This window comes from Psychrobacter pulmonis, from assembly GCF_904846465.1.
Lineage (GTDB): Bacteria > Pseudomonadota > Gammaproteobacteria > Pseudomonadales > Moraxellaceae > Psychrobacter > Psychrobacter faecalis.
In genome coordinates this window covers 18,307-44,656 of record NZ_CAJHAT010000009.1, presented here as the reverse complement: position 1 = coordinate 44,656, position 26,350 = coordinate 18,307, and the positions used below count along the sequence as shown (strand labels likewise).

At 44.4% G+C, this 26,350-nt stretch carries 14 protein-coding genes; 8 read left to right on the top strand and 6 right to left on the bottom strand.

Translation table 11 applies throughout. The features are described 5' to 3' along the window. The first annotated feature begins 191 nt into the window (after positions 1 to 191). Positions 192 to 1,055 (top strand): universal stress protein, encoded by an 864-nt coding sequence (locus JMX70_RS12350; protein ID WP_201592564.1) that lies wholly within the window; start codon positions 192 to 194, stop codon positions 1,053 to 1,055. Positions 1,056 to 1,240: 185 nt separating this feature from the next. Here the strand turns inward: JMX70_RS12350 and JMX70_RS12645 are convergent, their stop codons facing one another. The 3 genes from JMX70_RS12645 to JMX70_RS12335 all read right to left on the bottom strand — a co-directional run bounded on the left by JMX70_RS12645 (position 1,241) and on the right by JMX70_RS12335 (position 10,628). Beyond that, on the bottom strand, positions 1,241 to 7,900 hold the full coding sequence (locus JMX70_RS12645; protein ID WP_201592562.1) for a YadA-like family protein: 6,660 nt from the start codon (positions 7,898 to 7,900) through the stop codon (positions 1,241 to 1,243). Between the two features lie 470 nt (positions 7,901 to 8,370). Beyond that, on the bottom strand, positions 8,371 to 9,912 hold the full coding sequence (locus tag JMX70_RS12340) for a sensor histidine kinase (RefSeq protein ID WP_227671268.1): 1,542 nt from the start codon (positions 9,910 to 9,912) through the stop codon (positions 8,371 to 8,373). 14 nt (positions 9,913 to 9,926) lie between these two features. Next, positions 9,927 to 10,628: a response regulator transcription factor gene (locus JMX70_RS12335; RefSeq protein ID WP_201592550.1), complete on the bottom strand. Its 702-nt coding sequence runs from the start codon at positions 10,626 to 10,628 to the stop codon at positions 9,927 to 9,929. A gap of 309 nt (positions 10,629 to 10,937) precedes the next feature. On the opposite strand from JMX70_RS12335, the gene JMX70_RS12330 reads away from it, so the two are divergent. Beyond that, positions 10,938 to 11,453, top strand: coding sequence for a Spy/CpxP family protein refolding chaperone (locus JMX70_RS12330; protein WP_201592549.1), 516 nt, complete (start codon positions 10,938 to 10,940; stop codon positions 11,451 to 11,453). A 173-nt stretch (positions 11,454 to 11,626) separates the two neighbouring features. Here the strand turns inward: JMX70_RS12330 and JMX70_RS12325 are convergent, their stop codons facing one another. Both JMX70_RS12325 and JMX70_RS12320 read right to left on the bottom strand, forming a co-directional pair. Then, entirely contained in the window at positions 11,627 to 13,435 is a 1,809-nt protein-coding gene (locus tag JMX70_RS12325) for a hypothetical protein (protein ID WP_201592547.1), read from the bottom strand. A gap of 120 nt (positions 13,436 to 13,555) precedes the next feature. After that, positions 13,556 to 15,640 (bottom strand): hypothetical protein, encoded by a 2,085-nt coding sequence (locus tag JMX70_RS12320; protein WP_201592545.1) that lies wholly within the window; start codon positions 15,638 to 15,640, stop codon positions 13,556 to 13,558. Positions 15,641 to 16,122: 482 nt separating this feature from the next. On the opposite strand from JMX70_RS12320, the gene ggt reads away from it, so the two are divergent. The 5 genes from ggt (at position 16,123) to cysE (ending at position 24,627) form a co-directional block, all read left to right on the top strand. Continuing rightward, positions 16,123 to 18,099 (top strand): gamma-glutamyltransferase, encoded by a 1,977-nt coding sequence (gene ggt, locus JMX70_RS12315; RefSeq protein WP_201592542.1) that lies wholly within the window; start codon positions 16,123 to 16,125, stop codon positions 18,097 to 18,099. Positions 18,100 to 18,459: 360 nt separating this feature from the next. After that, on the top strand, positions 18,460 to 22,176 hold the full coding sequence (gene dnaE / locus JMX70_RS12310) for a DNA polymerase III subunit alpha (RefSeq protein ID WP_201592539.1): 3,717 nt from the start codon (positions 18,460 to 18,462) through the stop codon (positions 22,174 to 22,176). Positions 22,177 to 22,233: 57 nt separating this feature from the next. Beyond that, positions 22,234 to 22,611, top strand: a complete 378-nt coding sequence (locus JMX70_RS12305) for an Hpt domain-containing protein (protein ID WP_200662024.1) — start codon at positions 22,234 to 22,236, stop codon at positions 22,609 to 22,611. 26 nt (positions 22,612 to 22,637) lie between these two features. After that, entirely contained in the window at positions 22,638 to 23,510 is an 873-nt protein-coding gene (locus tag JMX70_RS12300; protein ID WP_406947883.1) for an RNA methyltransferase, read from the top strand. Positions 23,511 to 23,754: 244 nt separating this feature from the next. Further along, positions 23,755 to 24,627 carry a serine O-acetyltransferase gene (gene cysE / locus JMX70_RS12295; protein WP_406947882.1) on the top strand — a complete coding sequence of 291 codons (873 nt, stop codon included), beginning with the start codon at positions 23,755 to 23,757 and terminating at the stop codon, positions 24,625 to 24,627. A 209-nt stretch (positions 24,628 to 24,836) separates the two neighbouring features. Here cysE and JMX70_RS12290 read toward each other — a convergent pair whose 3' ends face one another. After that, on the bottom strand, positions 24,837 to 25,379 hold the full coding sequence (locus tag JMX70_RS12290) for a DUF924 family protein (RefSeq protein WP_201592522.1): 543 nt from the start codon (positions 25,377 to 25,379) through the stop codon (positions 24,837 to 24,839). A 149-nt stretch (positions 25,380 to 25,528) separates the two neighbouring features. On the opposite strand from JMX70_RS12290, the gene JMX70_RS12285 reads away from it, so the two are divergent. After that, complete coding sequence (locus JMX70_RS12285) at positions 25,529 to 26,263, top strand: glucose 1-dehydrogenase (RefSeq protein ID WP_201592519.1); 735 nt, start codon at positions 25,529 to 25,531, stop codon at positions 26,261 to 26,263. Positions 26,264 to 26,350 lie beyond the last annotated feature (87 nt).

Genomic DNA, 26,350 nt, shown 5'->3' with positions numbered 1-26,350 from the left:
AACCAATATTTTTTAGTGAAGTATTGTTCTATAATTAAAGAAAATTATATTTATAAAAAGGCATTTAAAACCTAACGCTTTAATCTTGCCATGACTATATTTGAGGTAAGATGATGCCCCCTACTAAGTCATTTTTAATGTGATGAAAAAGTCGGTTTATCAAAAGATAAATGCAAAACTAAGGACAGATTATGATAACGGAAGAGCACGTTTTGGCTTGTATTGATGGTTCAGCGGTGACTGGCTCAGTCTGTGATTATGCCGCGTGGTACGCAAGCAAACTGGACATCTCAGTAGCTTTATTGCACGTGAGCGACGTAGCAGCTTCGGTCAGACGCGATTTATCAGGTGCTATTGGCATTAATAGTCGCCAGTTTTTGCTCGATGAGTTATCGGAACTCGATGAGCAAAGGGCGCAAGTGGTCAACAATTACAGCAATGCCTTGGTACAAGATGCAAAAAGTCATATTCAAAATGGCTTTCAAGACATGAAGGTTTGCATTTATCAACGCCGCGGTAAACTGCTGCCAGCGATTGAGCATTTTCAGGAAAAAAATCGCGCCATAGTCATGGGACGGCGCGGTGAGGACCATAAAAACAGCCGTATCAATATCGGCAGCCAAATCGAAACGGTGGCCCGCGCCTCGAACATACCGGTGTTGATTTGTTCAGAGAAATTTAAAGAGCCGCAGTCATATATGGTGGCATTTGATGGCAGTAAAACGGCGATAAATGCCATACACGTGCTTGCAAAGAGCAACCTGTTAAAAGGCTTACAAGGTCATATCGTCATGGTCGGCCATCATAACGAAGCCTCTAAAAAAAGCCTTGATAACGCGGCTGCACACTTACAGGCAGCTGGTTTTAGCGTCGATACCCATCAGCTCTTAGAACTTGATGCCGTTGAAGGCTTACTCAGCTTTCAATTTAAAAATAACATCGATATCATCGTCATTGGTGCTTATGGGCGCTCTAAGCTTCAGCATTTATTTTTGGGCAGTACCACGACAGAAATCATTGCCAGCACCTTATCGCCTGTTATTTTGGTACGCTAAACAGTTGAAGTCATAGATTTTAATATCACTAATTTTACTTTTATTAACTTCATTAAATGCTCGTCTGTTTCAATCAAATTTCATTCATAAAAAAAGCAAGACATCTCGTGCCTTGCTTTTTTACTTTAATCATTCAATGACTATGTAGCTTTATTTAGATTAATTTGGCCGGATTATCTGGCCAGCTAATCAAAGTGGAAACCTGCACCGATTGCACCCCCTACGTTACCTTGGGTATCCGCTGTGCCGTTTAACTTCATGACCCAGCGTCCATCGTTAGACATTTTAGAGAAGCCAATCGCGACGGCACTTTCACCGTTGAATGTCGCGATACCGCCACCTATCATAGGTTTACCGATGATATATGCTTGTGGCAATGAAGACATGGCCATCGCTGCCGAGATACCGGCGTTGGCGTCATCTTCGACTTCGCCAATTTTATAGCCAAGCTCATTAATGCTGCCGCCTAAACCTCTAGTAACGGCCTCTAACTGCCCGTAGTTCACAGCGTCTCTAGGCGCCATGCCATCCGCCACATTTGTCACCTTGGTACCAGCGGCATTGATACCAGCGGCAGTCATGCTAGGTGCAGTCTCGGTATTACCTGCATAGATACCAGCGGCGGTCATACTTGGGCCATTTTTAATAGTCACACCACTGTTATTAACCGTCGTATTGCCGGTCGTGACGCTTTCTACATTAATATTACCGTTCAAATCAAACTTGATGCTACTGCCTTCGGCGGTGGTCTTGATGTTATTACCGCCTTTGAAGCTCATAACACTACCATCACCGATCGGTTTATTGATGACAGCACCGCTATCGGCTCCAAAGTTAAGACCAGCATCAATTTTGTCCGTGTTGGCTTTGATGTTGGTGGTATTGGTGCTGATATTCGCAGTATTCGTTGCGATATTGGCCGTGTTTTTGGTGATGTTGCTGGTATTGGTTGTAATATTGGTCGTATTGGTTTGAATACTTTCAGTCATTACCGCCTCGCCACGCTTGATAGAAGCAATCGCACCATCAATACTAGCTTGGCCAGTACCTCCAATATTGCTATTGGTAAAGGTGCCAGTTACAGGATCATAGGTCGTGTTGCCACCTATGATACTACTAATACCTGCACCTTGAGCATAGAGCTGACCGCCGTTGATAGCGTCCTTGCTATTTGCCGCAACTTCACCATTCACAACGTTTGTAACCTTAGTATCAGCAGCGTTAATGCCAGCTTTTGTGACACTAGGCCCCCCTACGATAGTGAGGCCTTGGTTATTTATAGTGGTATCGCCTGTTTGTACACTATCTATCGCAATATCTCTATTCAAATCAAAGGTCATATCATTTGGGTCAACAGCTCGGGATACTCGACCAACACTGCTAGCAGCGGCCGTTCTAGAGATCTTGATATTACCATCTCTACTATTTAGATCAAAGGCACTTCCTTGCTTCACCATAGTAGCTTCATCATCTTGTGCACTTAAAGCCCAACCTTTATCTAACGCAAAGGTTGCAGCACTTAACTGTCCAACAGTTGCAGCGTCAGTAGGAGCAAGACCAGCAGCGACGTTTGTGATTCTATTAAAGCCGTTGTTCAAACCACCAGCGCCTAGAATAACAGTTCTACCGGGCTCATTACCTACAAAGGTGAAGCCGGTGTTATTCATGATACTATTGCCCATTTGCATCCGGCCGTCGTCGCCTAAGTTCAACTGATTATTGAGCTTAACTTGGACGCCAGTTGCCGATGCAGTGGTAGTGATATTACTATCACCTGTCACATTGATGGTGCTTCCTAAAGCAAACTGTTGATCATTGGCGCTATTGCCATCACCAATCTTAATGCCGAGGGCGATGGCATCTTTGTTGGTTTTAATACCAGCTGCATTGGTTGAGACATTGGTATTGGTCAACGAGAGCTGATCAAAGTTTACAGCATCTTTACCTGTGGTTCCTTGTGCCACGTTAGTAATTTTATTATTGCCGTTATTTAAGCCATTGTTGGTCAGCGCTACTTGGTCATTATCACCACGATATAGGGTAATACCAGCATTATTGACTTGTGTATTTCCAGTAGTCAGGCTACCTGTATTACCAAGATTAATATCCTTGGCCAATCTGACGGTTAAAGTATCTTTCCCATTGGCCGTGACACTAATGTTTTTCGTTGCTGGATCAGCATTGATAGTATCGCCGCCTTTGACAGTGAGAGTCTCACCAAGTTTACGGTTAACAGGGTCACCACTATCACCACCGAAACTTAAGCCTTTATCAATGGTAGTATTGGCTAGATTTAACTGTTTAACGTTAACCGCATCTGTATCTTGCGTACCGGCTAGGACATTCGTAATCTTATTACCGCCATTGTTTAGGCCAGCGCTACTGAGTACGACTGTTCGAGCTACAGTTGGGGCGACTATGGTCATACCGTCTTTGCTGACTGTGGTATTACCCATTTTCACGCTGCCAGTCTTACCAAGATCAAGGTTGTTATTTAAATCAACCGCAACCTTACCATCGATAACTTTGGTTGTGATGTTATTGTTAGCGCCAACCACTTCAACCTGATCACCAAGTTGTTTGACTACCATCTGACCGTCAGCAGCTTTTAAGCCAAAGCCTTTATTAACCTTAGTATTGGTTTTAAACAACTGGCTACCATTGACCGCATCACTACTGTTTTCACTGATGTCACCTTCAGCGACATTGGTCAATGTCACAGGTGCAGTTCCACCGCCACCTAGGGTGACACGGGTACGAGCTGAGCTGTCGTATTGTACTGAGTTGTTTGCTTTAACTAAGCTGTCTTTAGTATCTTGGCTTAAATCAACGGTATAGTCAGTGATGTTGTCGCCTACGTCATTACCATTAACTGTTACTGCTGATGAACCTGCCGCTGCTGTTGAGCCTTTGGCATTGACGGTATAGATGTCTTGGCCTTTATCACCGACAGTTTTCTCAACGTCAGCAATGTTTGTACCGGCTTTTACTTCTGTTCTAGATCCGGCTGCAGCACTCTTAACATCACCGATGTTGGCCGCGTTGGTGAGCGTTGTGCCACCACTAAGAACGCCAGTTACTTGTTTGTTGCCATTATGTAGACCGGCGTCCGACAATCTAACCGTATTGCTAGGACTACCAGTACTTAGGAAGGTGAACCCATTTTGGTTGACTAAGGTGTTACCAACTCTTAACCCATTGGTATTTATCACGCTACCACCAATGTTGGCACTATTAAGACCGGTTAAGTCTTTGGCAAGTTTGACGGTTAGAGTGTCACTGCCATCAGCAACCACACCAATGTTATTCCCAGAAGCAAGCTTCGTCGCATTACTCTCACCACCTAAAACATTAAGTGTCTGGCCAAGAGGACGTTTGACAGTTGTACCTGTGTCACCATCGAATTTGAGTCCTAGGTTAACAACACTTGATACGCCGCCTTTTAATTGAGACACGTTCACCGCATCACTGTCGGCACTACCCGCTGCAACATTGATGATCTGACGAGTTCCTTTTTCACCACCAGGACCTACTGACACCGCACCAAGCTCCGCTCTTCCTATAGTGCTATTAATAGCAGTAAGCGCATTTCCTGTGGCGCCGCCTGTATAAGCAGCAATACCACCTCCAGCACCAGCACGATCAGCCACTGACCCAGCTCCTATTGCCACTGAACCTTTTTCTCTTGCTGAAGCGGCCACGCCAAAGGCAGAAGATGCTGTACCAAATGAGCTTGAATGGACGCCAACGGCTGTAGATAGATCACCTCCAGACAACGATTTTGAACCAATCGCAATTGAGGCGGCACCTGCTGATTCAGTGTTTATATCATACTTATTTGTCTCAACAAGGTTCTTATTACCAGAGTAAGCTTTGAAACTGGCATTAACTGTCCCAGCATTGAGGTCACTAAGTATGTCACTATCGATGTTGGTTTGAGAAGCTGCATCTAAGTCATCACCACCAATGGCGATAGATGATGCACCGAGTGATTGAACGTTGGCGCCAATGGCGATAGATTGTTGACCTTTTGCAATAGTGTGCTTACCAGTGCTGCCTACACTACCAATAGCAATGGCTTGTCCACCTTCTGCTTTAGCATTACCCCCCATGGCCATGGCATTTGCACCAGTTGCACCCAAGTTATCAGCATTACCGACCGCGTCGGATTTAACACTGTAGTACTTGGTCTTGTTAGCTGCAACTGCTGTGTTTAAATCTACAATAGACTCATTGGTGGCATGCAACTGGCTACCATTAATCGCATCAGTACTGGCACCGTTAACACGTCCAGCAGCAACGTTGATTATCTGGCGCTCGGCACCAATTGAACCAACACTAACCACGCCTTTCGCAGCAGAGCCTTGACCTGCATAAGTGTAAGTTGTCCCATTAATCATAACCCCAGTTTCAGTCGTAGCAGCACGATCAGTAGATAAGTTACCCAACACAACACTATTATCTTGTGTTGTGCCAACATTATTACCTAGAACAAAACTATTGTTATTAGCAATATTGTTGTTGTTACCAATCGCATAACTACCTATACCACTGACAATATTGGGGTCGCCAAATGCACCTGAGTTGTCGCCAGTTACTTTACTACCTGTGCCCATAGCGATACTATCTTTACCGCTTGCCTCAGCGCCGTCACCGATAGCCACGCTCGACTCACCACCAGCCTTAGCTAGAACGCCGATACCTGTGGCATTTTTGCCAGCAGAAATAGATCCACGTCCAAGCGCCATGCTACTGTGGCCTTGAGCTGAAGAGTTAGTACCTACTGATATGCTGTTTTTACCGATCTGTCCGTTCTGGATATTGCCGGCATTATTACCAATGGCTACTGTCAAATCATTACTGATGCCAGCGCCTGCACCAGAACCTAGAGCAAGGTTATACTCACCTTTAATATTTGAACCAGCACCGTTACCAAATGCTGAGTTGACTTTACCTTCAACGTAGGCTCCAGCGAAGTTACCAATCGCCGTATTTCTGTCGCCCTTAACAATGACACCGGCATTAGCACCCATCGCAACGTTAGCACTACCAATTACATTGTTACCTGAGAATGCACCAACAGATGTATTGGCGTGACCATCAACTTCACGACCTGCACGCTCCCCTAATGCTGAGTTAGAGTTTCCATAGACATCTTTACCAGCAGCTGCACCTATCCCAGTATTTTGTCCAACGATCGTAAAGGGATTATATGCAGGCTTACCATCGAATGTAGTTCGTGGCGTAGAGTCTATATTTGAACCGGCATCGACTCCTAAGGCGGTGTTACCGTTAGAAAGTACGTTTTGGCCAGATCGATTACCAACCGAGACTCCTTCCGACTGAGTTGAACCAACACCAGCGTTTAAACCTACGGCTACTGTTGTCATGCCAGCTGCAGAGGCATTCTTACCAATTGCAATGGCGTCTCCACCGCTAGCACCTAAGTTGTCTTCGTTAGTGCCACCTGTAGAGTGGATACTGACATATTTAATTTTTCTTGCTTCTGCAGCTGCTGCTACAGTCTTTAACTGGCTAACGTTCACTCCGTCTGTGTCAGCAGCACCCGCAGCAAGGTTAGTAATACGACGATATACAGATCCCCCTGTATACTGTCCGGAACTATCACCACCTATCGAAACTTCACCAACTGCATTCTCGCCTGCAACAGCAATACCCACAATAGGTCTATATGCCTGCGCACTTAAATCACTGTCGCCTGCGACAGCCATTGCACCTAAAGCAACGTTAAAAGCTCCACTAGTTACTTTTGAGTCATCACCCAAAGCGACGTTACTGGTCGGTAAGAAGCTTAAACCTGGCCCAGCATCAGCATGCATACCAACTGCTAACCCACCATTACGAACAATAGCACCCGACCCGACTGCAGTACCATTTTTTGCATCAGAGTTAGCACCTAAGGCTAGAGTGTTAGGTCCTTTAGCCTTTGCTGTTTTACCTATTGCAGTAGAAGCCGTTCCACTAGCACCAAATCCGAATGTAGCATCTGCGATAGCGCCTGAACCAATTGCAATGCTGTCCAAACCTTTAGATAAAGTCTGTTGATTAGTTTGGTATTTAACACCTGGCTGAGTAGCACCTGTACCCTGCGCACCATCAATATCTGCAGAGCCAATAGCAATCGAACGGTACCCTTCTGCTCTAGCAGAATGACCGACTGCTAAAGAACCTTTGCCGGTAGCAGACGCTACGTTACCAATCGCTTGTGCAAAGTCAGCGGTTGCTGCAGATTGACGCCCTAAAGCAAGAGAAGTATTTCCTTTTGCTAGAGCGGCTGGTCCAATAGCAACAGCTGCTACATTTTCAGATTTTGCTTGGATACCTACAGCAATACCTAAATTACGTGAGGAAGCGTTCATCCCCAATGATGTGCCCGCTTCAGTTGCTCTTGCTCCCGTACCAACTGCTGTAGAATTAAAAGCTGTAGAAATATCAATAGCTAAATTGTCAGGATTACCTCTTTGGTAAAAATTTACTGCTGGATCAGCTGATAAATCTGCAACAGAATTACAACCAACTGCGACACTGCCAGTTTTACCTGCAGACGCATTAGTACCACAATTAGTTACTCCAGTATCTACTGCACCACCAACACCAGTTACCGCAAACACTTGCGGTGACATCGTAAGTCCAGCCGCCATTAACCCCAGCCCTATAGCGGTCAGTCGAAAAGCATTTGTAGATGAAAGATTGGATGTGGTATTGATAGTAGCGTTTGCGCTCACGCTAGATTTTGACGATTTACCACGCGCTTTGGCGTACTCAGAAACTGCCATAAAACAGTTTAAAGACGCATTCCATATCACTTTATAATTCCGGTTCATAGCATGTACTCCCTTACCGACTCATCAGATTTGAAAATCAAAGTTAAAATCCATGTTTAGAGAGTTAATACGACAAGATAAAACGGGTTATAAATTAATAGGAACGCACAATACATTTAGAAATGTTACTCAGAGCTATACTTAAGAAATAGTAGGTCTCGTTTTGTAAAATCATTATAACTCTCTGTATATGATTATTAATGAATATAGAGAGAGTAACAATGCCGTTCGTCGGAGATTTACTACCGTTCGTCCGATATATTCATAATTTTGAATATAAACTAGATGGTAAACTTCTCTTACTGATTTTTTCTTATTAAAGCTTGTCCTCCATGCTAAAAATAATCATCTACATAGGCTAAAAATGGCTAGATAATATCTCGAGATTATCTGTACTACTTCCTTTATTCGACTGCGATTTATCTCATATTCATCCTCGTTTTTAACATGAGGACATATCCTAATCGTTGTTATTGAACAGGTAACACAATCTGCACCACCAAGCCTTGAATACCGTCTTTGCGGTTATAGACATTGATTTGACCTTTATGAGCGATGATGACCGCATGAACGATGGCCAATCCCAACCCATAGCCACCTGTTTCCCTGTGGCGAGCACTATCAAGGCGTACAAAGGGCTGAAAAATACGCTCTAAGTCTTTTTCTGCTACCCCGCCGCCCTCGTCTGTGATGCTAATTTGAATGACATCTCCTTTATTTTCGCCCCTTGTTTTTGTTACTTTAGCGGTGACAGTAAAGCCTGACGATGTGTGCATAAAAGCATTTCGAATGATATTTTCAAGGGCGCTATGCAACTGTTCTTGATTACCAAGCACAGTTAAAGACGCATCAGATGACGATGATAAAGCATCTGGCGGCGTCCATTGCCAGCGCACATCTTTATGCTGAAACTCAAAACAAACGTCTTTGCCAATTTCGGTGATGAGATCAACCACGTCTACAGCATCACTCTCTAAATTATCGATGGTATATTGCTGCATTTGCAGAGATTGAATATGAATGATTTGCTCAATCAGCTCATTCATGCGTGTCGACTCTTTATCGATACGGTCAAGGTAACGGCTAGCATCGGGTGCAAAGTCACGCGTCAGTTCAGTAGCCACATCAAGGCGCGCCAGTGGCGAGCGCAGCTCATGCGAGATATCACTGAGCATCTGCTTGCGCGCAAGCTCACTCTCAGCCAATCGAGTCGATAATAAAGCCACATCTTTTGCCAATAAACCTAGCTCGTCAGAGCCCAATGTTGATAACTGCGGATTGGCTTGATAATCGCCGTCGATCATACGGTGCACGGTATCTTGAACTCGACCAATGCGCTGCGTCAGCGTACGACTGAGCCAAAAGCAGACCAACACGCTAAACAGAATAATGAGAAGCAAACGCACGGTAAAATTACCGCGTTGCAGCGCCAAGACATCAGCAAAACGCAGGTGCGGGCGCAATTGTATAATGGCCGTTTGCCCGTCTGGCAAATCTACGGTGATATCTGCCAGTTCTGGGCGATTATTAGGGTCAAAAATTACTTCTCTATTCGGCATCGCTGGATGCAGGATTGCATTAATAAAAGAGGGCTTTTCGTAGGCGCTATCATTTTTATCATGATGCGCTCTACGATTGCCAGAAATGGGATGCGATGGTAAGTCACGCTCTACTTCCTGCCCGTTTGTTTGACGCTCTTCTCTATAACGATAACGCGGAAAAATAATGGCGCCCTGCGCATCATAGATTCTGATTTGACTCATCAGCCGTCGGTCTTGCCGGTAAAGCTGCCTGACGGCCAATAAATCACCCGCTTGTAGCGCCGCAACCACTTCTTGCCGCTTGAGTAAAAGACTGTCAATTTGTACATCCATCCGAGCACTTAACTCTTTGCCATTGAGCCGACGTTCTACCATGACAGAGATGATAGAGGTGATGAGTACCGTCAATAATAGACTGAGAAATAGCCGCCAAAATAGCGTGATTCTTGGCTTGAATGTCGAGGTAAGCATCGATGCGTCCGTCATTACAGCACCAGCTGATAACCTTTACCACGAATCGCCTTGATAGGCTCGTCATGAAAAGGTTGCAGTTTTTTACGCAGGCGCGATACATGCACATCAAGGCTGCGATCAAACGGCTGCAACTCACGCTGTAAGACATGTTGTGACAGCCACGCTTTGCTGACCACCTCGCCTTTTTGTTTAAGTAACGCCACCAACAAGTCAAACTCTGTTCCTGTGACTTGTAACTCAACGCCATCTATTTGACAGATACGCTGATTTTGGTCCAAATGCAGGCGACTCTCTGGCAGTGGCGTGTGCTCGGAGGTGGCCGCACCCGATACGGTAATACGGCTACGTTTAATCACTGCGTTAATACGTGCCAGCAGCTCACGCGGATTACAAGGTTTGGTAATATAATCATCGGCACCAAGCTCCAGCCCAATAATACGATCAATCTCCTCACCTTTTGCCGTCAACATAATCACTGGAATATCGCTAATCGCTGGTAGCTGACGCAGGACACTGAGCCCATCTATCTTTGGCATCATAATATCGAGCACCAATAAATCATAAGGCGCACTATCATGCATGGCTGATTTTAAGCGTTCGATGACCGCCTCGCCATCATGCACACAGTCACTTTGGATGCCATGATTATGCAAATACTCTTGCAGCAGTTGGGTCAACTCTTCATCATCATCACCCAATAAAATATTTGCCATCCTCCTCCTCTCCTTTCTACTTTATTGCTGTTCAGTCAAATGATTCTAAGCATGCCATAGTATGGCTGATATTATCAGGCAAGCATCCATCAATGCGCCACAAACGTTACCTTTCTTAATATTTCATAAATGTTCGCAACTTCTAGCTGTCGTATGATAGCGGCTATCAGCAACAAATACTGATGGCAATTAATGATTCATAGTGGCTATCCGGGACACTTGCTAATCATTAATTATCAGATAAAAAACCTCTTTTCGTAATAATTAACGTTTGATCCATAATTTAAGGTAACTATTAAGGTAATGATAATGAAAAAATTAATCATAGGCTCAGTACTCGCGATATCTAGCGTCTTAACGGTTACAGGCTGTACCAGTGTCAACGCCACCACCGATACGACGTCAGTAACGCCAAAAACGACCAACATGCAAAAGCAGCATAAAGTTGGCATGAGAGGCCCTATGTCGCAGTTGGATTTGACAGCGACGCAGCAGGCACAAATCAAAGCTATTATGCAAGAAAAATATAGTGGCAACAAAAAAGATCGTAGCAAATATCAAGCAGAACGCGCGCAAATGCAACAACAAATGCAAGCGTTGACCAATGCCAAAACTTTAGATGCCGCAGCAGTTAACCGCCTAGCCGATCAACAAGCGGCAAAGACCAAGCAGCGCGTTATTGAACGCGTGCAAACTGAGCATGCTATCTCGCAAGTACTAACGCCTGAACAGCGTCAAAAAATGGCACAATTAAAATCAGAAAGAAAAGCAAAAGGTCATCATGGTTCAAAAAACCGTCAGATGCACAGCAAACACCAGCAGTAAGGTCAGTACTGGCAGTAAGATGTGTCATTAACGGCCACTCTTAATGAAAAATATTATATTTAAAAGATATATTCTAAAAAACGCATCGGTTAACCGGTGCGTTTTTTTTATTGTTTCTATAAGTACTTCACTCATTTAAATGGACTATAAACCTAAAATTTAGCGCCCGACACTTATTCTACCGAACCAAAACGCTGTTGATACATTGGTAGCATGTTAAAGAGCATTTTGCCCATTGCGGTACCATTACCTTGACGATAATACTCGCCAAGCTCAGCGCTATATTCTTTTAAATCAATGCTGTTATTGGCGGTTGGTATCTGACTGTTACTCGGTAAGTTGGGAAACGCCTTATCTTGAGCACGGATAGGCATATATTGCGTAAGGGCATCGACAATGAGACTGCTCTTTTTTGTGGTTTCCATACTCAACTCACCATTTGACTCACCACTTGTTTCATCACTGGCATCGGTTGATAGGTAATGGCGACTGTGCTGCCATTGCAATTGACCGCCTTTACTAAAACCGTATAGTTTTTGCACAGGCAGATTTGCAGCTGCAGATAAAGTCGGTGAGTGTGTTTCGAGTAAACCTGTTTCTTGTGTTCTCAGCATTTTATCATCAGCAAAATCTTTCATTTTTACTAAAACTTGTTTGACCATCGATTTACTGGTGATTTTACTGTCCGTAGGATAAAGGTCATCTTGCGTATCAGAAACATTTTGGGTTATCAGCTCAGGATATTGCTGAGTGATGAGTTTATAGAAGGTGCCCATATAGTCTTTATATGCCTGTTCATCGCTCGCACTACTTTGGACACGGCGAATGATTTTGGCACTATTGAGCATGGGTGCTAGCTGCTTTTCAGGTAATTTGGGTGATAGCGACGTCAAAATATTTGGGGCAATAAAATCAAACTGGCTCACATCAGCTTTGACATAGATGCTGTCTTCTGCTTGAATGTGGCTTTTTATTACGGCACGACCAAAATCTTTCGGTAACGTACCATCATCAAGGGCTATTTTTAGCCATTTATTTTGCCATTTGGTGCCCAACTTATCATCGGCCAGCTTTGATGTCAGCAAAGCAAAATTGTCCGCCCACAGATAGAGGCTACCAGTTTTAAAATCGATATAAATAGGTTGATTGATACTACTATGATGGTTACGCGCCGAATACTGCACACTACCCAGCATGGTAAACTTGCCTGCCAGCGGCTGATAAACACCCTGCGCATTCATAGATAATGGCTTTAGCAGATAAGCATCCAGTAATTGCGATTTTTTGATATCTAGTGTAGATTTTTTGCTGTCATATTCATTAAATAGCTTTTGGTAATAAGGTGAGATGGTAGCGGCGCTAGCAGAATCTATAGCAGATGATGCTGACACCGCGACCTCGGCCGCCGCGTCTACCACGTCCTCCGCTGCTTCCTCAACGCTATAAGCCGTACTATCATAGTGGACCTCAGCCCATGCTTCATAGGCTGCTGAGCAGGCTAGGTACGATTGCTTAAGTGCCTCACGCTGGGGCGCGTAATCAATCGACGCAACCTCTTTTTTCTGTGCTTCTGCCTTTGTTAATAAGGCTGCATAAGCTTGATCGTGATTATCTTCGCAATAGCTATCAACATCGTCTGATGCCACCAGTTTTGTGCTATCGATAGCTGTAAATTGATGCTCATTACTAATCTCAATATTACTATGATAAGCAAAAGACTGGCGGCGCTGCTGTTGTAATGCGCTGGCCAATGCGTTTTTTGCAACGCTTGGCGCATTATCTGCCTGTAAATTTTTTGATTGACCAAGATTGTTAGATACATTGGTAAACTGGCAAGCCGTTATCAATAATGTACTGGCAACTAATGTACTAGAAACCAATGCACTAGAAAATAAAGAGCTTATCGTCATCATTGATTTAGAGCACAAGGGATTTATCTGCTTTGCTGTATTAATGGATAAGGCCACATTTAATTTTTTCATTTTCTCTATCCTTGAAAGGCGTTATATTTTGCTAACCGTTATATGTTGCTAAGCGTTGGGCGACGATGATGGATACTGAAAATATATCAGCGTATCAGCGCCTATCATCAAACGAGGGGCTTAAAACAAGGTGTCTTCTGCTGTGTCTGTGGCATCATCATCAGCATAATCCACACTTTCCTCAGTTACTCCTGCCTCAGTTGCTTCCACATAATCATAACGCGCATAACGTGCTTTCTCTAACCTCTCTTTTTGCTGACGCTGTGCTGCAAGCCAAGCATTGCCATCGATAGCGACCGGTGCCTCTGCGCCAAAAGACTGTGCCAACAATGTCGCTAATGGGTGTTTATTAAAGCTGGCATTATCATAGCGCGTCTGATTCAAGACCGTGTTTTGTGAACCAAAAAAGTCACTGCCGATATTGGTTCGTTGCTGTTTTGCCAATAAATGGTCTGAGCCATCTAAATAATAGTAATTAATATGATTAAAAGAAATAGGACTCACCGCTTCTATCAGCTGTAGCAATCCGCCAACATCTGCACTTTGATAGCCTTTGTTATATAATTCCATCTTAGCAATCGCAGCTTTCAACACATGATCATCAGGATAGTTTTGTGGATTTTGGTCAATATGCTTTTGCAGCGAGCGTGAGATGTTTTTAAATATTTTGCCTATCATCTCGCCGCTTTGACGACTGCCAAAATAGACTTTAACCGCCCTATCAGCGCCTACCTCTTTAGCAAACTCATCATCCCGTATATCTACAGCACTGAAATATTCTGGCTCTAATTCCGCCATACTGTTTTGTACGGCGTTAATGACCGCATCATAAATAACGCTTGGCGGTATTTGAGCAATAGAAGTAACCGCTTCAGGTAAACCAAAATTCACCGTATGGGTAGTCATTTGCTCGGGTAACGGCGTATGCTCAGGATTGGCTAGCGCCAAGATAGGCATCAATGCCGATGGATCGATCGTCGCTGCCCCTTTGTTAAAATCAAGAGCAAGCGGTAGTTGAATCGATGAATGGATGGTCGGCGCAACATAGTCGTAGCTGTAGACACTCTGTAGCTGCTTTTGTTTGGGCTTATAATGACTGACGCTATTGAGAGTCAGGTATTGATAATGGTAGGCATTCATTGCCTGAACTTGTTCAGGGGTACGGATAAACATATTGATAAGATTGGTCATTAACCCCGGATAAGCACGAACAGCGTTTTCATCTTGAATACCCTTTGCCGTTTTACTGGCTTGCATGTCTTCATAGTTACGTAACCAATCTTTTGATTTGACGCGACTTAAATTAGATAACAAACCACCAGCGTCGCTCTCGTATGGACTATCATCTCTCTGATTGCCGTATTCATTGTAGCCATTCTCGTCATAGCCCTCTGTATCGTAACCATACTTATCGTGACCATATTCATCATAACCTTCACTATCATAGCCATATTCGTCGTAGCCGTTTTGATCATAACCTTCCTCATCATAGCCATTTTGATCATAGCCATACTCATCGTAATGACGCTCTTCTTCGGCAGTGCGCGCAGCGACGGCGGCAGCCACCGCTTCAAAGGCAGAATCGCCACTATAAACCTGATCGTTATCCTCAATATCATTATAGCCGTCAATGTCTTCTTCGACCGCCGCCTCATCTGCTTCTGCTAGATTTTCATACTCATTAATATCTTCATCAGTAGCACTGTTATAAAGATACAGCTCGAGCAATGTTCTAAAAAAACTGCTTGAGCCAGCGTCAATACTATCGGCTTTAATATAGGGAGTTGAATGATAATTAGCCTGCGATACTGACACGTGCTCCGTCGCTAAATGCTGACGAATAGCGCTCAGTAGACGTACCTTAGCTTGCACTTCTGGGTTTGGGCTTTTAGTTTGGTCAAATAAACGCTGATAACGTTCAGCATTCTTATCCAATTTGCTATTAAACATTTTGCCCTGAGTTTGGTTTTGCTGAGTATCAGCAATACTAAAATCTATGCCTGTCATGGATAAATTGGACTGTGATGATAAGCCTGTCGTCGTTTGACAACCCATTAACGTCACGGTGGCACTTACAGCAGTAAGCGTATAAAGCACGCAGACAGCAAACTTAGTAGAAGACTTTTTATAATTTGTGAATGATTGAGCTACCAAGCTTTGAAAATGAGGCAGCAAGGTGCGTTTAGAAGAGCTAAGCGATGACATAAAAATCCCTTTATCCAAGCTGACAAACAATTGTGAAGGCAGTATTAAGGCTGCTATTTATAACACAATATATTACAGATTAGTAACGCAAAGGAATTATTTTCAGCAAAAATGATAAGCTGCTTAGATAAATATTGAAGCGCTCTCAATTCTCTAAAAGCTAATGCATTGTTGTTATTGCAAAAATTAAAAAATCGCCATCAAATATGCTCTTTCTGTATACAAGGGTCTTTACCACAAGCAAATATGCGCTTTATAGTTTTCATTAATAATGTCTAAGCCTTTGGTACAATCTAAAATTTGACGATTGGTTTATTCATAATAACCTCTAGAGATTTTGCTAAAGTAAAGCTCATAACAAATTTTCGTTGTCATACAATGATGAATATTTGCATTATTTTTAGTTGAAGCAATTTGTGTATTTCATGAATAGCAAGCACAATAAGACCTTATCTTTTTATCTACGTAAAAAGGAATTTACGATGCGCCAATCACTCTCAAAAATCCATCAAAACGTTCACGGTGATACTTCTCGTTATAAAACAAAAATCAAAACTGCTATCTTATTGATAAGCAGCACTCTATTAATTTCTGTCTCTGCTTATGCCGCAGAAACCAAACCTACGACCGCAAAAACCACTATTAATCCAACCTCGATTAATACCAGTGCGATTAATTTAGCGATTATGGCTGATAATCCGACTGTATTGTCCGAGACTCAGCGCATTACAAAATCGAAATCCTCTACTCTAGCGCCCACTACCGCCACAGGCACAGCCGTCGTTAGTGGCGAGACAGCCAAAACCGATCAAGCTATCTATTCTCAAGACGCCATTCATCACCCTGTTTGGGCAAAGAACGGCATGGTCGCCACCCAAGAAGCCCTCGCCTCTGATATCGGCTTAAAGATTTTAAAAGATGGCGGTAATGCCGTTGATGCCGCTGTCGCCGTTGGCTTTGCGTTAGCCGTGACGTTGCCGCGTGCGGGCAATATCGGCGGTGGCGGTTTTATGATGGTCTATGATGCCAAGCAAGGCAAAACGGTTGCACTCGACTATCGCGAAAAAGCGCCGAGTAGCGCCTCGCGTGATATGTATCTCGATAAAGACGGCAATGCGGTCAGTGATTTATCCCGCTATCATGGCTTAGCGGTTGGCGTGCCGGGCACCGTAGCAGGCTTGCTTAAAGCGCTAGACGATCACGGCACCATGAGCCGCGGGCAAGTTATGGCACCAGCGATTGCACTGGCAGAAAACGGTATTGAAGTCACCGCTGGCTTGTCCGAATCATTAGAAGCGTTGAGTGACCGTTTACAAAAATGGCCAAGTACCAAAAAGATATTTTTTAAACCAGATGGCAGCGCCTATCAGCCGGGTGAGCTACTACGTCAACCGGAGCTGGCAAAATCTCTGAAACTGATTGCGGCAAAAGGGTCTGATGGTTTTTATAAAGGCGAAACCGCGCGTAAATTGGTCAAAGCCGTCAATGAAGCAGGCGGCAATATGAGCTTGCAAGACTTAGCCAATTACAGGGCGATTGCTCGCGTGCCCGTTAAAGGCGATTATCGTGGTTATGAGATTGTATCCATGCCGCCGCCGTCCTCTGGTGGTATCCATATCGTGCAGATTTTAAATATCTTAGAAGGCTATCCACTAAAAGACTACGGACAAAACAGCGCGCAAACCATTCACTTGATGAGCGAGGCGATGCAATTAGCGTATGCCGATCGCGCAGAATATTTGGGTGATTCTGATTTTATTTATGTACCTGCCAGCGGCTTAACCTCACAAGCTTATGCCGATAAATTACGTAGCTTAATTAATCCTAATAAAGCCACGCCAGCGGCAACCATTAAAGCCAATAACCCACTACCATACGAGAGCGATCAAACCACACACTTCTCTATCGTCGATAAAGATGGCAACGCGGTGGCCAATACTTATACGCTGAATTTCTCTTATGGCACAGGGCTTGTCGCTGAAGGTACGGGCATCCTACTCAATAACGAGATGGATGATTTTTCTGCGAAACCCGGCGTGCCCAATGGTTATGGTTTAATTGGCGGCGACGCTAATGCGGTCGAGGCCAATAAACGCCCGTTGTCTTCGATGAGCCCGACGCTGGTATTCAAAGACAGCAAACCTTATATCGTTACCGGCAGCCCCGGTGGTAGCCGCATTATTACTACCGTCACGCAAGTCATCTCCAACGTCATTGATCATGATATGAATATCGCTGAAGCCACACACGCGCCGCGTATCCATGACCAATGGCTGCCCGATGAAATTCGTATCGAAAAAGCCTTAAATGTTGATACGATTAAAAAACTAGAATCAATGGGACATAAGGTAAGCCCGCAAGCAGCGATGGGTTCAACCCAGTCGATTATGATTACCCCAAATGGCGTTTATGGTTCTTCTGACCCACGTATAGTCGATGCCGCGGTAGTGGGTTATTAAAGTTTGATAGTTTGTTTTAAAAGTTAATCTTTTAAAAACGATAGCAAATAACGCCGTTCTCTAGCCTTTATCTTGTCCTCTATTCTTTATGCTTAACCCTATAGAGGGCATTTTTGGCTAAACTCACTAAAACTGTTTAATCCTGATTAAACTTGCTTTTTCTACCCTCGCCCTCTCTCTTATACGTTTGAATCGGTGGCTGTCTGCGCCAAATAATGCTATTATTGACGACCAGCTTTAAAAGCTCAAAATATCAATTTTCGCGTCCTATCACTTCTTAAAAAACCATAAGGCATTGATAATAAAAAATTTATTATCATACAGCTTATTCCCTTTTGATTGCACCAGTAAGAGTCTTCTATGGCATTTGTACACCTTGGTATCCACAGCGAATATTCCATTACCGATTCTATCGTGCGTATCAAGCCGCTAATTAAAGCCGCGGCGGCGGACAATCAGAGCGCGCTGGCATTGACCGATTTATCCAACCTTTATGCGACGGTGAAGTTTTATCGTGCCTGTTTGGGCGCTGGTATCAAGCCGATTATCGGCAGTGAAATCATTATGGATAATGAGGACACGCGCTTGGTGCTACTGGCGATGGACAATGAGGGCTATCAAAATATCACCCGTATCGTCTCTCTTGGCTTTACCGAGGGACGCGCCGATGCTGCCAATCATGGGGTGCCAGTCGTTGAGCGTCGCCATGTTTTAGAGCACGCCGCTGGTGTCATCGTTTTATTTACCGAAAAATCCGATGTCGGCCAAGCGCTCGTTAGTTCTATGCCAGAAAAAGCTGACGAGCTGCTGACAGAATGGCAAGCACAGTTTGATGATCGCTTATATTTCGCTATCAAGCGCACCAATCGCTCGGGCGAAGACGCTTTTATAAAAGCGGCTATTCATGCCGGTGCCAAGCATCGTATTCCTATTATTGCTCACAACGATGTGCGCTTTTTAGAGCAAGATGATTTTGACGCTCACGAAGCGCGCGTTTGTATCGCAGGCTCGTATGTCCTTGCCGACCCCAATCGTCCACGGCTGTATTCAGATGAGCAGTATTTAAAAACCCAGCAGGAAATGACGGCGCTGTTTGCTGATATTCCGCAGGTCATTGATAATACCTTACGTTTAGCCACGCGCTGTAATGTGACCTTGACCCTTGGCATTAATGTCCTACCTGAATTTCCCGTGCCCGAAGGTGAAACGATTGAATCGTTTTTCCGCGCAGAATCAATACGCGGTCTTAATCATCGATTGGATAAGCTCTTTCCGATTGAAGCACGTACTGACAATTGGAGTGAATTTCGCCAAAAGTACGATGAGCGCTTAGAATATGAGCTTGAAGTTATCTTATCGATGGGCTTCCCAGGTTACTTCTTAATCGTCATGGACTTTATCCGCTGGGCAAAAGCCAACGGCGTACCGGTTGGACCCGGTCGTGGTTCTGGTGCCGGCTCGCTGGTCGCTTATGCGCTTAATATTACTGACCTTGACCCGATTCACTACGACTTACTCTTTGAGCGCTTCTTAAACCCCGAACGTGTCTCTATGCCCGATTTCGATATTGACTTTTGTATCGAAGGTCGTGACCGCGTGATTGATTATGTGGCGCAAACTTATGGCCGTGAAGCAGTCTCGCAAATTATTACCTTTGGTACCATGGCAGCAAAAGCGGTGGTACGAGATGTAGCGCGTGTACAAAGCAAATCATACTTTTTGGCCAATAAAATTTCCAAATTGATTCCAAAAACCCCAGGAATTACGCTTAGCCAAGCTCTTGAGCAAGAGCCGCAGCTAAAAGACTTAATCTCTAATCCCGATAATATGGACTATGAAGATGCCATTGAGATTTGGGAGATGGCGATTAAGCTCGAAGGTGTCTGTCGAAACGTCGGCAAACATGCAGGCGGGGTCCTAATTGCCCCGCATAAAATCACTGACTTTAGCGCGATTTATTGTGATGACGAAGGTCACCGCGTCAGTCAGTTTGATAAAGACGACGTCGAAGCGGTTGGTTTGGTTAAGTTTGACTTTTTGGGTTTACGTAACTTAACGGTGATTAACGCCGCGGTAGAAAACATCAACCTACGCCGCGCCCGCGAAGGCAAAGAAGCTCTAGTGTTAGAGGACTTGCCCTTAGATGACAAAAAAGCCTATAAGCTGCTGCAAGAAGCCAAAACCACGGCTGTCTTTCAGTTAGAAAGTATGGGTATGAAAAAATATCTATCAAAATTACAACCAACCAATATCGAAGACGTCATTGCCATGTGTGCGCTCTATCGTCCGGGTCCACTCGATGCAGGCATGGTTGAGATGTATATCGACCGTAAGCATGGCCGCGAGGAAGTCATCTATGACCATCCTAACCTTGAGCCAATTTTAGAAAATACCAACGGTGTTATTGTTTATCAAGAACAGGTGATGCAAATCTCGCAGGTTATGGCTGGTTACAGTTTGGGCGGCGCGGATATGCTACGCCGTGCCATGGGTAAGAAAAAACCTGAGGAAATGGCCAAACAGCGCGATATTTTTGTCACGGGTGCGACCGCGCAAGGCATCGATGAAGCGACATCGGGCGGCGTCTTTGACTTGATGGAAAAGTTCGCCGGTTACGGTTTTAACCGCTCGCATTCTGCTGCTTATGGCGTCCTTGCTTATCAGACTGCTTATCTAAAGCAGTACTACCCTGCCGAATTTATGGCGGCGGTACTGACCTCTGATATGAACAACACTGATAACGTGGTGTTCTTTATCAATGATTGCCGTGAAAATTTTGGTTTGACCGTCGTTAATCCATCGGTAAACCGTAGTGAGTGGCATTTTGTCGCCGATACGCCGACCAATATTATTTATGGCTTGGGTGCGATTAAAGGTGTTGGTGAAGGGGCGGTTGAGTCTATCGTTGAGGCGCGCCGACGTGAAGGACCGTTTAAAGATTTATACGACTTTTGCCGCCGCGTTGATATTAAAAAAGTCAATAAACGTACATTGGAAGCCTTAGTCAGTGCGGGCTGTTTTGATGATTTTGCGGCGACCTTACGTCCAGACTTGCCAAGCGACGAAGCTTACGAGATTCGCGGGGCGCTGATGAGTCAACTGCCAAGCGCCGTACAAGCTGCGGAACAAGACCGCCAAAACAATGAGCTTGGCATGATGGACTTGTTCGGTGAAATGGATGGCGTGGTCGCAGCCCCGCCACTGATCATGACACCAGAGCTGATTTGGGGGGATAAACATCGCCTGAAAGCGGAAAAAAATACCTTAGGTTTATACTTAACTGGACATCCTATCGATGAATATCGCGATGAGCTTAAACGTTATACCTCCGGCGCTCGCCTCGATAAGCTGGCAGACACGGGTTATAACGGTAGCTGCTACTTTGCGGGTTTGATTATCGATATAGCCAATTTCGGTACGCGTAACGTCATCACTTTAGACGATGGCACCTCACGTCTAGAAGTCAGCTGTTATGCCGAGCGCTTTAATCGTGTCAAAGAGCAGTTGAAGATTGACGAAGTTGTCGTCATTAAAGGCAGTATCCGTGAGCGTGACGGGCGCATTTTTGCCCGCCTTGATAATGCCATGAGTATGGTTGACGCGCGCCTGCGTTGGATGAAAAAAATTAGCATTAAAGTTCACGGTAGCGATATTAATCTGCTCACGCGTATGCAGCCTTTGCTAAAATCCGCTCAAGCAGACATCATACCAGCGCCGCGCTTGTCTTATAACGATGAGCAGGACGAGCAAGGTAATAATGGTGGCAGTGGTAACAGCGCTTATGACCCAGCGATGGGTGGCAGCTTATACGATGAAAACGGCAATGATTTATTAGCGTTAGAAAATGACATGCAGCAAGATGCGCTGCAAAACGGCGGCTATGCTAATAATGCCCTTAGCAACACCGATGCTTCTATTAATGATAACTGCTTGCCGCTTGGGCTGAGCATTTATGAAGAATACGGTATTGCCAATGTCGGGCTATCTGAGCATTGGCGCATCTACCCTAACGATGACAATTTACAGCAATTAAAGAGCATGGTTAATGAAGACAATTTACATTTTCATTATAGCTAATACTTTGATAGTAGCTAATCTGAGCACTTTAACTTTTAAAATATTGGACACATGATTATGACTGAACATCCTAACAATACAAATACGCAAACTGATGACGAGATTATCAACGACGAACAGTTTGATGATATGCGTGAGTTGTTAGAAGAGGACTTTGTTGATTTGATACAAGTGTATTTTACTGACAGTCACGAGCGCATTGTCAAACTAAGACGCGCACAACAAGAGGATGATAACGCCAACGGTTATGAGCTTGCTCATGCGCTAAAAGGTGCCAGTGCCAATTTGGGCGCAACTCAGTTAACTCGCCTTAGTAGCCAATTACAAGAAGCGTGCCGCGAGCGCCTTATTGGTGACCAAGCTGGATTAGTTGAAGACGTCGCCGTAGCATTACAACGGGTTGAACAAGAAATCAAACAAAGACTGGGGCTATAATGCGTAACGACTCTGCCTCAACTTTGATGCCATCGAAAAAATTAGCGCCTTCAACCGCCCGCCATACGGTAAGCGATTATCTGTCTTGCTTACAAATTGTCATGGTCAATACCACTTTACCTGCCAATATTGGCTCAGCGGCGCGCGCCATGCACACTATGGGTCTATCGCGTCTGACTATCGTTGACCCTAAGCTACCCATTGATGAAACCAGTATTTCGCATGCGGCAGGCGGTAGTGAATTATTAACGTCAGCCGCCATAATGCCGACGTTAGAATCGGCGATAGCGGATTGCCAGCTGGTATTTGCTGCTAGCAGCCGTAGTCGTCACATGCCGCGCCCTGTTGTCACGCCGACGCAAGCGGCCAACATCATGTTTGACTTTATCGATAAGCAAACTGCGCTTGATTTAGCAAATAATAGTGAAAGCCCGCAATCGAATAAAAAACCTAACATAGCCATCTTATTTGGCCGTGAAGACCGCGGTTTGACCAATGAAGAGCTGGCGTACGCCGATTACCATATTCAAATCGATGCCAATCCCGCTTATCCGGTGCTCAATGTTGCCTCTGCCGTGCAAGTGATTGCCAGCTTTATCTTTGCGTATGGGCAAACCCATGCTCAAACAGCGAATGCAAGCTCAGATGATTTAAACCCAGTTCAACCCATATTAGACGTGCATTTACGTCAACAATGGGATGAACCCGCCATCACCCAGCAGCAGCTGCAACAGCTCGTTCAGCGTACCACCGACTTGATGGTTCAACGCGGCTTAGCAGACAGTGAACATTTAAAATCCTTGCCAGCGCGACTGTCGCGACTTGGCTCACGCGTGCAGCTGGATCAAAAAGAGTATCAGCTATTAAGCGCACTGATTGCTAAGCTTAGCAAACATTAGAAAAATGGTTTTATCATTACGTTTTTAGCGCCATTTAGCATTTATTTGCGGGACTTGTCTTTGAACAGATAGAAGCCTGAGCCACACAGATAAGACAACACTGTATTTTACAACTCAAAGCTGTTATAACTTTAAAATATGTCATTGTGATTTTTCTGACACTATTTTCCCGACAGTATTTTTCTGACAATCGATAGGACGCTTTATGTCATTGCCAACCTCCTTGTTCAAATCGCTTGCCCGTATCAAAAAAGACCTACAAGAAGATGTCGAAGCGGTATTCAATCGCGATCCTGCTGCGCGTAATAGCCTAGAAGTCATCTTGACCTACCCTGGCATTCACGCCCTGATTTTACATCGCGGCGCGCATTGTCTTTGGCAAAATGAGCAAAAACTGGCGGCGCGCGCCGTCTCTTATGGCTCGCGTATCATCACTGGCATTGAGATTCATCCTGCCGCCAAAATCGGCAAGCGTTTTTTTATTGACCATGGCGTCGGCGTAGTGATTGGCGAAACGGCTGAGATTGGCAACGACGTTACCCTTTATCACGGCGTCACCCTTGGCGGCGTTTCATGGAATAATGGCAAACGTCATCCTACTTTAGAGGACGGAGTCATTGTCGGTGCTGGTGCTAAAGTATTAGGACCATTTACGGTTGGTAAAGGCGCTAAAATCGGCTCAAATGCAGTGGTGGTCAAACCCGTACCCGCAGGTGCAACGATGGTTGGTAGCGCCGCCCGTATGATTTCAGACCATCATGACGAAAAAGGCAATCCTATTACAACCAAAGTACAAGACGCCAAACAACAAGAAAAAGCCGCGCAAGCAGGTGCAACTGCCAACCAGCAAGAAACAGACCCTACTTCTAATACTGCACGAGCGACGGCGTTTCAGGCTTATGGGATTGACCCTTCTTCACAAGACCCAGTGGCTGAAGCCTTTGCTAAAATGCTCGAGCACATTCAACAATCAGAAAATCGACTCGATCAACTACAAGCGGCCATGTGCAAGATAGACCCAAACTTTTGCAAAAAAGAATACGATAAACTGTGCTTAGAAGACTTAGATGTGATCGGTCGTGCTGATATGGATGCAGCTGGCACTGAGCAGAAGTAAATTACTCGCTAGCTTGGAGATTAAATAAAAAGAGAAATAGCGCTTTAACGACTAACTATCGTCAAAGTATTCTAAAAACGCGACGGTATTGCTGATAGCAATTTTTTGTAGCCTCTGTCTGCGCAGGCACAGCAAGCAAGAAAAATTGATATTAGCAGTGCGTGATGTCTCTATAGTACTTTTTTCTCACTATAGTTAACAGACAACATTTATAAAAATGACGAGTCAGGCTGGGTCAAAAACTCTATTTCCTCGCTACTTGACACCCGTCCTAAAATGTCATTACGATGCGGATAACGGCCAAATCGATCGATAATTACTTTGTGTTTGAGCTCAGCATCTATGGTGTCTGCATTGGTATATTGTTTAAATAACTTTTCTGCTTGCTGATGAATCAGTTTTGATTCACTGTGCATATAAGGCATCAATACAAACTTACGTTCATCCACCGTTTCAAGCGCCTCTAATACTCCGGCAGCTACCGCCTCTTGCGCAAGTACAAGGCACATCGCATCTTGGGCAAAAGCCGCTGGCGTATTACGGTAAATATTGCGCGAGAACTGGTCTAATATAATAATTTCTGCTAAGCGCCCTTGTATGCTGCTACGCCACGCATAAAACTCTGCCGCCGCTGCTTGCTCAAGTATATCGCTGTAGCGCTCTATTAATAACTTATCAAACGCTAAGTCTTTTTCAAAAAACTTCTCACTACCTGCCTCATTAAAACAAAAATCCAATATATCGTTGTACATCGTTTTCTCACTATCATGATTTAAAGCTATGCTTTAAAAGCATTGTTTAAAAGATAAAATATGCAGTCAAGACTATATAACTGTTAATGAATATTTAGTCATTTTGTCTTATACTCTTTTATTATTCATAATTAAAAAAAGGCACTATCATGGCGCGTTTACAAGACAAAGTTATCATCATCACGGGCGCAGCTCAAGGCATGGGCGAAACTCATGCGCGTTTATGTATGGCGGAGGGTGCTAAAGTCGTCTTGACCGACATCAATTCTGATAAAGGCGATGCCTTGGCAAAAGAGCTTGGCGCTGATGCGCTATTTATCAAACATGATGTCACCAATGAAGATGATTGGGAACAAGTCGTTAAAGAAACACAGGTAAAATTTGGTCAAATCGATGTCTTAGTAAATAACGCGGGTATTACCACGCACAAATCTATCTTGGATACTTCTTTGGAAGACTATCGCAAGATTTTAGAGATTAACCAAGTATCGGTCTTTTTAGGCATGAAAGCGGTTATTCCAACCATGAAAGCCGCTAAGCAAGGCTCTATCGTCAATATCTCATCGATTAACGGTTTGGTTGGCGGCGCTATCGGCTATACCGATTCTAAATTTGCGGTACGCGGTATGACCAAAGCGGCGGCATTAGAGTGCGCACCTCATGGCATTCGCGTGAACTCCATTCACCCAGGTGTCATCGCTACCCCGATGATTATGCAAGGCGATACCAAAGATGCAGTTGAAGCTTTTGCCAAAACCATTCCGATGAGACGTGTGGCGCAGCCCGAAGAAGTCAGCGGTATGGTGCTATTTTTAGCGTCAGATGAATCGAGCTACTCAACAGGTGCAGAATTTATTATTGATGGTGGTTTGACCGCGCAGTAAGAATTTTTGCGCCAAACCATGTGAATTAGATAAAAGCTGGGTAGTACCCAGCTTTTATTTTGAGATTTTTTAAGAAAATAACAAGCC